Annotated in this window: 5 protein-coding genes; all 5 read right to left on the reverse strand. The window is 69.9% G+C overall.

All coding sequences use genetic code 11. The annotated features are described in order from the left end of the window. Window positions 1-391 precede the first annotated feature (391 nt). The 5 genes from ACFW6D_RS21645 to ACFW6D_RS21665 all read right to left on the reverse strand — a co-directional run bounded on the left by ACFW6D_RS21645 (window position 392) and on the right by ACFW6D_RS21665 (window position 8,893). Complete coding sequence (locus ACFW6D_RS21645; RefSeq protein WP_379330760.1) at window positions 392-1,699, reverse strand: S1 family peptidase; 1,308 nt, start codon at window positions 1,697-1,699, stop codon at window positions 392-394. A 90-nt stretch (window positions 1,700-1,789) separates the two neighbouring features. Next, the gene (locus ACFW6D_RS21650) at window positions 1,790-3,151 is read right to left on the reverse strand and encodes a S1 family peptidase (RefSeq protein ID WP_379330762.1); all 1,362 of its coding nucleotides are present in this window, start codon (window positions 3,149-3,151) and stop codon (window positions 1,790-1,792) included. Window positions 3,152-3,270: 119 nt separating this feature from the next. Further along, window positions 3,271-4,353, reverse strand: coding sequence for a hypothetical protein (locus ACFW6D_RS21655; protein ID WP_379330764.1), 1,083 nt, complete (start codon window positions 4,351-4,353; stop codon window positions 3,271-3,273). A gap of 44 nt (window positions 4,354-4,397) precedes the next feature. Then, the gene (locus ACFW6D_RS21660; protein ID WP_379330766.1) at window positions 4,398-6,869 is read right to left on the reverse strand and encodes a LuxR C-terminal-related transcriptional regulator; all 2,472 of its coding nucleotides are present in this window, start codon (window positions 6,867-6,869) and stop codon (window positions 4,398-4,400) included. Further along, a complete protein-coding gene (locus tag ACFW6D_RS21665) occupies window positions 6,866-8,893 on the reverse strand; it encodes an Hsp70 family protein (RefSeq protein WP_379330768.1) in 2,028 nt (675 codons plus the stop codon). The genes ACFW6D_RS21660 and ACFW6D_RS21665 overlap by 4 nt, the downstream gene beginning before the upstream one ends. Window positions 8,894-9,024: the final 131 nt, after the last annotated feature.

Here is a 9,024-nt window from a genome sequence, read left to right on the forward strand (position 1 = left end):
GACTGGCGCCTGCGGCGCATGCGCTTCGAGCGCTAACCGGCGACCCGGCCGCGACCGGCCACTGCGTGGCCGCTGCTCCCTAGGGGTCGCAGGTGGTGGGTGGGAGTGCGGTCATGGCGGATCTGGGGTTTGGTGGTGTGGTTGGAGTGCGGAAGGGGTGGGGGTGTCGGTGGGGGACGGGCAATGGATGGCTGGGGATAGCTAAAAGGCCGGTAGCGCAATCGCTACCGGCCTTTTCGGGCTGCTCTGTGCCTGCTGCTGATCTCGTTAGTACATGGGTAACTTCCCAGCCACCTCATCGCCGTGGCGCGCATGACGTGCGGCCCGAGAGCTCACAGTCGAGCTCCCGGACGACACGCTGAATACTCGGGGAGGCGGGCTAGCGGAAAGGCTAGCTGGTTCGGACCGACAGGCCGGGGTTGTCCGACAGGACCACGCTCAGGGGCTGGGCGAAGAGCTGGGGGGTGTCGCCGGTGATGGCGCCGATGATCTCGGGAATGATGCAGACATCGTAGTCCGCGACGGAGGAAGCGCTCGAGATCCCGAGGGCGAGGCGTCCGCTGATGACGGAGCCACCGGAATCGCCGGGCAGCGCACAGATATTGACCGAGAAGCTCTGAGTCATCTGGCGGTCGCCGACCTGGACCGTCTGATCGACCGCGTTCACCACGCCACAGCTGAAGCCGGTACGGGATCCTGACTTGCAGACGGGCGCTCCGACGACCGGCACGCCGACGCCTTCGAGGGCGACCGGCGCTGCGTTGTTGGCAGCGACGAGGTTGTTCTCGAACCGCGAACGCGATGCGTCATCGACCCGGATGATCGAGTAGTCCTGCTCACCGAGAACGGACTTCTGGAAGGTGCCGAGCTGCGCGCCGATCCCGTTACCGCCGATGCGCTCCCTGACACCGGCGTTCTCGCCGGGATCGCAGTGGCCCGCCGAGATATTCACGACGTCACCACGGCTGTCCGTGCCGTTGAAACCGAACGAGCACATCAGCCGCTTTCCGGTGCTGGTCAGTGCCCAATACCCGGCACCACCGGCGATGGCGGTGCCGTTGTTGCCCGCGATGGTCTCTGCTTGCGGTGCGGACGGCTCGCCTGCCACCGGCGGAGCCGTCACCACGACGCGGGCGGGGTCGATGAAGCTGGGCAGCGGCAGGCCGGCTTGCTCCACGCGGACCACGATCGAGTTGTTCACGGTGTCGACGACGACACCACGCACCAGCGCGGAGATCTCCGGCGGGGCGGCGGCGAGCCAGTTCTGGAACGCGGTCTTCTCCCCGCGCAGGGTGGACTCGCTCTTGGCGACGTTGCGGACCTCGAAACCAGCCGACTGCGCGGCTTCACGGGCCTGGTCGGCGCCGGGGCCCTGCGACAGCGCGACGACGGCGTTGCCCTGGTCGCTCAGCCAGGAACCGGCGAAGACCTGCGGGAACTGACGCTGCGCGGTAGTGGAGAACGCGGCGACCTGCTGCGCGACATCGGCGCGGCGCAGGTACTCGTCGGGGGAGATCTTCAGATCGCGAGTGACCGCTTCGATGAGCTGAGCGGGCAGATCTGCGGGCGTGGGCTGCGCATCGGCAACCGCCATCGTGGGGCCGAACAACAGAAACGCCGCCGAAGCGGCGATCAGGGATTTCCGAGCTCTGGTCGAGCTTCGCGCGGACGGGGTACGACCCATACGTGGCAGGAGCATGACCGAACTATATGGGCTCGAGCGACTTATGCCTACTCGGACCGGGCAAGAGATTTCGCTCACCCGGTCCGGTCGGTGATTCGTCCCCGCTCAGCCCGCGTTGGTCTTGGTGCGCACCATGATTCCGCTGCCGAGACCGCCACCGGAGGACGCTTCGATGTCGGCGAGGATGGGCCGAATCGGGATGCCGAGGGACGCGGTGCCGCCGTAGGGGGCGAGCTGGGTGTTGGCCTCGGTGCAGTTGGGTGCGCCCGAGGCGTTCGAGCCGCTGGTGATGCCGAGGGCGAGGGTGCCGGAGACGATCGCGCCGCCGCTGTCGCCGCCCAGGGTGCAGGCGGTGCTGGCGAAGCCGCGGATGGTCTTGCTGACACCTTCGGCGGTGAACAGCTGGGTCTCCACATGATCGGCCGAGACGAAACCACAGGTGAAGGTGGAGGACTGGCCGGTCTTGCAGACCGGTGCACCGGTGACGGGCTCGGCGGTGCCGGTGAGCGTCAGCGTGGTGCCCTCGGCGCCGCGCACGCGCGGCTGGTCCATGCCCGCGTTCACCGCGCGCTCGTTGAGCTTGATCACCGAGTAGTCCAGCGAGGCGGGCCCACCGAGCACGGCGCGGGCGAACGAGCCGACCTCGGGACTGTTGGGGATGTCGCGCACGTTCGGCACGTAAACCGAGGCCGCGCCGCCGTTGTCGACATTCGGGTTGCAGTGGCCCGCGGAGATATTGAGCGCGTTGCCCGCGGCGTCGGTGCTGTTGAAACCGAACGAGCACACGTCGACGCCGCGCAGGCCCGCGTCGTGCAGATCCTTGGTGGCGGTGATGTAGGTGTCGCCGCCCATCGGCCGGTACTCCACCGGACCGCCGCCGCCGGGCTGCAACACCACCTTGATGGTGGCGATCAGGGTGGGCAGGTTGAGCATGTGACCGGTGCCGGTGTTGGCCACGTTGAGCACCAACTGGCTGTTGAGCACGTCGATCGCGATCGAGCTGATCGGTGCGGAGATCGCGGGCGGCAGGCTCGCGATCCACTGACTCAGTTGCACGAGTGCGCCTTCCAGTCCACCGGCCGAGATCGGCGCGAGGTGGGTCTGGTAGCCGGCGGCGGTGACGAGCTTGCCCGCCTCCGCATCGGTGGTGGCGACGACGGCCTTGCCCTCGGGGGTGAGCCAGGCACCGGCGAAGGTGTCGGGATTCGCGGCGCGGAAGTCGGTCGCGTAGTCGCGCAGCTGCTGGGCGCGGGCGGCGCGATCGAGGTACTCGGTAGGCGACATGCCCAGATCACGTTCGAGCGCGGTCACCAATGCGCTGGGTAACGCATCGGCTGAAAGCTGTTGTGGCGCAACAGGTTCCGACGACGCGATACCGGATCCGAGCAGGGGTGCGAGTAGAACAGTCGCGGCGAACCCGGCGGAGGCTGCCTTGACCGCGGCGCGACGCGCCACCAACTTGCGCATGAAATCCCTTCGTCGACAACCAGTGACCGAGAACACCGCCGGCGGCGATCATGTCGGTCAGCGCATCACTCTAAGGCACGCTCGCCGAGCCGGCGCGGTTACGGTCGGGCTGTGCGGATTCAGCTGTAGCCCGGGATCGGCACCGGCGCGGGCAGTTCCTCACCGAACGGCAGCAGCGGACGAGTGGTGCTGCGGGGCGGGGTCGTCGTCGGCGGAGTGGTCGTCGGCTCCGGTGTGGTCGTCGGGGGCGCCTCGGTGGTGGTCGTCGGTTCCGGCTCCGGCGTGGTGGTGACAGGGGCGGGCGTGGTCGTGACGACCGGCGGCGGGGGCAGGGCGGGTTCGGGAGTCGGCGTCGGCGTTTCCGGGCGGGCATCCGAAATCGACGGCGGGGCAGGGGACTCGGCGTCACGCAGCAGGGTCGACACCGCGACACCGCCGAGCAGCAGGCCGATGAGCGCGGCGGCGGCGATCAGGAGCGGGGTCTTGCTACGGATCGGCTTGTCCGCCCCGACGATCGGAGCCGCGGTGATCGGGGCCTGCGCGATCGGCGACATCCCCTTCGTCGGCAGCGGCGTTACCGGCGTCGCCGCCGAATACGCCTGCGCGGTCACCATGGGCGACGGCACCGCGGGCATCACATCGGTGGCGACCCCGGCGTTCTCGGTGACGATCGGATCCGGCGGAGTCGCGCCCGCCGGAGTCGCCAGCACCGCGACCAGCGCGGCCTGCGCGGCGGCATTGGCGAAGGTCTTGCCAGGCTCCGCGCCGTCGGTGGGCTGGGGCAGCTCGTCCTCGCCGAGCAGGGCCACCGACTTCAAACCCAGATAATCCAGCGCCTCGCGCACACCACGCACGACCTCGGTCGACCAGCCCGCGGGATGGGTCGCGTAGAACTCGGCGGGACCGTTGAGGTGCTCGGTGGTGAGGTCGATCAGGCAGAACATGGCCGTCGCGAAGAGGTCCTCGGCGCGGTAGGCCTCGCCACCGTCGACATCGACACCGGCCGGATCACCGATCGCGCGCACGAACCCGTCGATCGAATGGGCATGCCCGGTGGGCGCGGGTCCACCGAGGGCGGCGTCACCGTCGTCGGACATGTGCAGCACACAGGCACGTTCGAGCAACTCGACCGTGCCGTCCTCGGTGACCACCGCGGCGATGCATTCATCATCGGCGATACGCAGGCCGACCCCAGTGGCCATCGGCGGAACACCCCTCAACTCGGCGTCGACATCGTCCGCGCGAGTCACACCAGCAGTTGGCCGTGTCCCATCGCGCGCAGCATTGACAGTAATTCCGATCGTGAGCGCGCGCCTATTCGACGTCGGATTCGCGCGACGTGATGCTCCACGGTTTTCGCGGAAATGTACAGCCGAGCGCCGATCTCCCGATAGGTCAGACCGAGCAGCACCAGCTCGGCGACCTCACGCTCGCGGTCGCTGAGCGCGCGCGGTTCGATCACCTGCTTGGCACCGGTCTGCGGGTCGTCGGTGCTGGTCCTTGGCTGATCGGGGCGAGCCGGGATACGGACCGAGCGGGCCAGTTTCAGCAGCGCGTTGGCCGCGGCGGGGTCGTCCACCGCGCGGGCGGTGTCACCGGCCAGGCGGGCGCTGTCGAAGGTGTGGCCCTGGGCGGCCAGCGCCAGCACCGCGGACTGGACGGCCGCCAGATTGATCTGGCCGCGCAGGACGAGCAGCCAGGTGCGACCCGCGTCGGCCAGGACGGCGGCGTGCGGGTCGCCGTCGGCGGCGGCGTTCTTCAACGCGTGCGCGTGCGGGAGCAGGTTCTGCGGCGAGGACTTCGCGATGGCGGCCTGGACGCCGTACCAGTGGAAGGCGTTGGTCCAGGCGGGGGCGCGGCCGAGTTTGCGGATCAGTGCCATCGCGGAATCGACCATGGGCTGGATGCGGCCTTCGTCGCGCAGGCCGATGCCCGCCAGCCACAGTTCGCCGACGGGGACCAGGCTCAACAGGTCGACATCGACCTCGTCGAAGAGCGGGAACGCGGCGGTCCAGGCGTTGTGGAGGGCCTGCTCGTCGCCGCTGCGGCGGGCCAGGCCCACGGCGAGGGCGTGGGCAAGCAACCGGTCGCGCGGGGGGAGGGTGGCGATGTCGATTTTCGCCAGCGTTTCGGCGGCAAGGCATTCGTCGCCGATGCGCAGGGCCGTCCAAGCGGAGAGGACGGGCAGTTGAAGGCCCGCGCCCGCGGCGGCGCGGATCGCGTCACCGGCACGACGGGGTTCGCCCGCGCTCAAACTCAGCAACGCGGCGGCCGTGACGGCACTGCACGGGGTGGTTCCGCTGTCGCCGGTGTGAGCCGCCTGGACCAGCTCGGAGATGGCGGCCGCGGTGCCGGCGCCGTGCGGGTCGAGGGAGGCGAGCAGGGCATGAGCGGCCAGGCGTGCGCCGGCGGCAGCCTGGGTGGGCGGCCACTTGTCGGCGTCGGCGGACATGTCGGCGGCTGCGCCACCATCGCCCGCCAGGACCAGGACTGTCGTCGCGACCGCCCAGTCGGCGCCGACACGCTCGGGACCGAGCCAGCGGTACAGGGCGGCGGCGCGATTCACCAGACCGCGACGGGTGAGGACGCTGGCGCAGATGCGCACCGCGACGGCCAGATCGGTGTTGTCGGTGCTGTCGAGCAGGGGTTCGGCCAGGCGCAGCGCGGTGTCGTCGTCGCCTGCTCGCGCGGCGGCTTCGGCCCAGGCCAGGGCGATCGTGCTCGGGTCGGTGCCCGCCGCGACAGCCGCCCGGTAATAGCGGGCCGCTTCGACGCGGTTGTATACGGCCGCCCGGCAGAGGAATTCGGCCAGGCGATCGTCACGGACACCGGATTCGGCGAGCAGCAGGGCGGTGTGGTCGCGCAGCAGGCCCGCGGCGAGACGGGTGTCGAGCAGGCGCTTCTGGACGTCGACGAAACGCCGGTCGCCGAGCAGGACACGCAACTGCGGGACGGCCGCGCTCAGCAGCAGATCGGCGTCGGTGACCAGTGAGCACGCCCTGGCCCGGGCCAGCAGATCGTGGGCGAGGGGCAGTTCGATGTCGAGGACTTCGGCGAGCTCACCCGCGTCCAGACCGGTTCCGGTGGCGGCGACGACCAAGGTGTCGAGCAGGGCCGGGTCGGCGCCGACGAGCTGGGATCTCGTCCAGCCGATCAGGGCCTCGTCGACCGCGGCGAAGCCCGCGTCAAGGCGAGCCGTTCCCGCGGCGAGCAGGGCAGCGACCACGCCGCCGTGGACACCCGCGGTCCGATCGTGGATATGGGTCACCAGGGGCCGGGGGACGGTGACACCGAGTTCCCTGGCGAACGAACCGATATCGCCGCAGCCGAGAGCGCGCAGTTCCACCGTGCGGCCGTGCCGATTGACGGTCTCGCACAGGGCTCGCAACGCGAGGTGATGGGGGCGGGGCTGCATGGCGCAGATGAAGGATCTGGTGCCGGACTCGATCTCGGCGCGCAGGGCCTCCAGCTGTTCGGCGGACATGGTGTGCAGGTCGTCGGCCACCACGATCGCGCCGTTGTCGGCTGCGGTGGGGGCGGTCGACATGACGGCAAGGCCGCGGCCGCGCAAGCGATGGCGCACCGCTTCGAGGAGGACGGATTTTCCGGTGCCGGAGCGGCCGGAAAGCAGCAGCACGACCGGTCTGTCGGGGGCCGCGTCGACCGAGCGGAGGACTTCGCGGGCATTGGGCATGGTGTCGAGCGCGATGGTGCTCAATTGCCTCCTCCGAGCAGTCCACCGGGCAGCTTGGTGACTCCGCCGACCGTTCCTTCGACTACCTCGCCCGCGCCGTCGAGAACTTGGCCGGGGACGGCGCCGACATTGGGGATGTTGGGGGCCGGGGCCGGTTGCGGGGCAGGCTGTTGCGGAGCCGGTTGTGGCGCCGGTTGTTGTGGGGCCGGTTGCTGCGGCGCCGGTTGTTGCTGCGGGGCGGGGGCCGGGGCCTGCTGTTGCTGGGGTGCGGGAGCCTGCTGTCGCTGCGGAGCGGGGGCTTGGGCCGGAGCGCCCTGGGCTGGGGCCGAGCCGACCGACTGGACCTGCTGCTGTTGGCCCTGGGGCGCGGCGTTCTGGGTGCCGGGGGCGATCGGCTGGCCGGTGGCGTCGACGGTGGGGGCGCCGACCACCGGGTTTCCGGTCGCGTCGACGGTGGTTCCCGGTATCGGTTTTCCGGTCGGGTCGAGTGTGGGGGCGCCGGGGATCGGTTTTCCGGTCGCGTCGAGGGTCGGGGTGCCGAGGACCGGCTTGCCGTTGGCGTCGAGGGGTGGGGTGACCGCAACGGAAACCGGTGAGTCGATGTTCGCGATGGGGGTGCCGTTGGTGGTGGTCTCGGGGGTGCTCGGGGTCGCGAATTGGGGGGCCACGGCGAGGGTTCCCGCGGTCAGGGCGCCGAAGACCGCGACGGCCGCGGCGACGACGGCCAGGCGTTTCTTGGTGAGGATCTGCGGTGTGGGTTCGTCGTTGTCGATGTCGGCGAGTGGGGTGATGTCGTTGAACGGTTCCGCCGTGGCGAGCTCGGAAGGCTTTTCGAGTGTCACGTCTGTTCGATCGGCCGCGTGCTTGCCTGTCGGCTCGGCTGCTGCGTGCTTACCCGCAGGTTCGGTCGTCTCGAACTCGATTGTCGAATGGTCGGACTCGGGCTCGGCCGTTGCGAACCCTGCGGCGGCCGCCGCACTTGCGGCATCCGCTGCGAGCATCCCGTCCACCAGCAACGGCTGTGCCCCGGCGCTCTCGGCTGCCAGCAGATCCGCGGCCAACTCCGCCGCGCCCGCCGCGCTCGCCGTCGCCGGATCCTCACAAGCCACCACCGGGAGCCCGAATTCCGCCGAGATCAGCTCGGCGACCAGCGGAATCGCACCTCCACCGCCGGTCAGCAGGACCGCGGCGACATCGGCGAGTCCGATGCCTGCTCGCTGCACGGCCTCGCGGACCAGCTCGAGCGAATCCCGCACGTCCGAGCGCAGCAGGTCCTCCAGCTCATTGCGCACGATGCGCACCTGGCCGGTGCCGTCGGCGGCGAGCGCGCCCACCGAGACGACCGCAGCGGTATCGAGCGACAGGGCTTCCTTCGCGATGCGGCAGCGTTCGCGCAGCGCGGCCAGCTCGGTCTCGACCGCCGGCTCGAACGGGTCGATCTCGTTGTCGCCGAGCGCGTGACCGAGCACGTAGCGCATTGTCAGCAAATCGAATTCCGAGCCCGCGATGTCCGAACTGTGGGCCGCGACGCCGAGCAAACCAGACTTTTCACCCGTCCGGACGACCGAGACGGTGAGGCCGCTGTCGCCGAGGTCGTAGACCACGAGTGCGCCCTCGTCGAGGAGCCCGCGCTCGATCTCATAGCGACGAACCACTGCCAAAGGTTCGGGAACGAGTACCACCGAGCCCGCGCCCGCGTTGTCCAGCGCCGCGCGCACAGCCTGCACCCGGACATCGGGCCACCAACCCGGATGGCACGACACCACCGCCGCGTCGGCATCGCAGATATCGGCGATCAACCGGGTCGTTGCCGCCGCTACCAGGTCGGCCGCCACATGACTGGAACCGTCCTGCGCGAGCATGCGCACCGGGTCGCCCACCCGTGACAGAAACCCCTCCACCACCACCGCCGGCCCCGCGGTCGTCGCTACCTCTACGGCGGTGGATCGCTGGATCACGGCTACCGGTGCACCGCCGTCGGCCGCCGTCGCGACGGCCACTGAACGCGATGCACCGACGGTGAGGCCGAGCGCGAGACGGTCTGTCATATCGGAACCTCTGCGGATGCGGGAGCTGCGGACACCATCGAGCGAGCTATCCCCATTGTCGGTTGCTGGAGGGCTGCTGTTACCGCTTCGGCGGGGATCGTCGGGCCGATCCCCTATTCCCACCCGATCCC

The organism is Nocardia sp. NPDC058705 (assembly GCF_042749305.1).
In the GTDB taxonomy this organism is placed as follows: Bacteria; Actinomycetota; Actinomycetes; order Mycobacteriales; family Mycobacteriaceae; genus Nocardia.

What these genes read in the sequence shown, in the direction of transcription:
- ACFW6D_RS21645 (WP_379330760.1), bottom strand. Translation starts at nt 1,699, where the DNA reads ATGCTCCTGCCACGTATGGGTCGTACCCCGTCCGCGCGAAGCTCGACC.
- ACFW6D_RS21665 (WP_379330768.1), bottom strand. Translation starts at nt 8,893, where the DNA reads ATGACAGACCGTCTCGCGCTCGGCCTCACCGTCGGTGCATCGCGTTCA.
- ACFW6D_RS21650 (WP_379330762.1), bottom strand. Translation starts at nt 3,151, where the DNA reads ATGCGCAAGTTGGTGGCGCGTCGCGCCGCGGTCAAGGCAGCCTCCGCC.
- ACFW6D_RS21655 (WP_379330764.1), bottom strand. Translation starts at nt 4,353, where the DNA reads ATGGCCACTGGGGTCGGCCTGCGTATCGCCGATGATGAATGCATCGCC.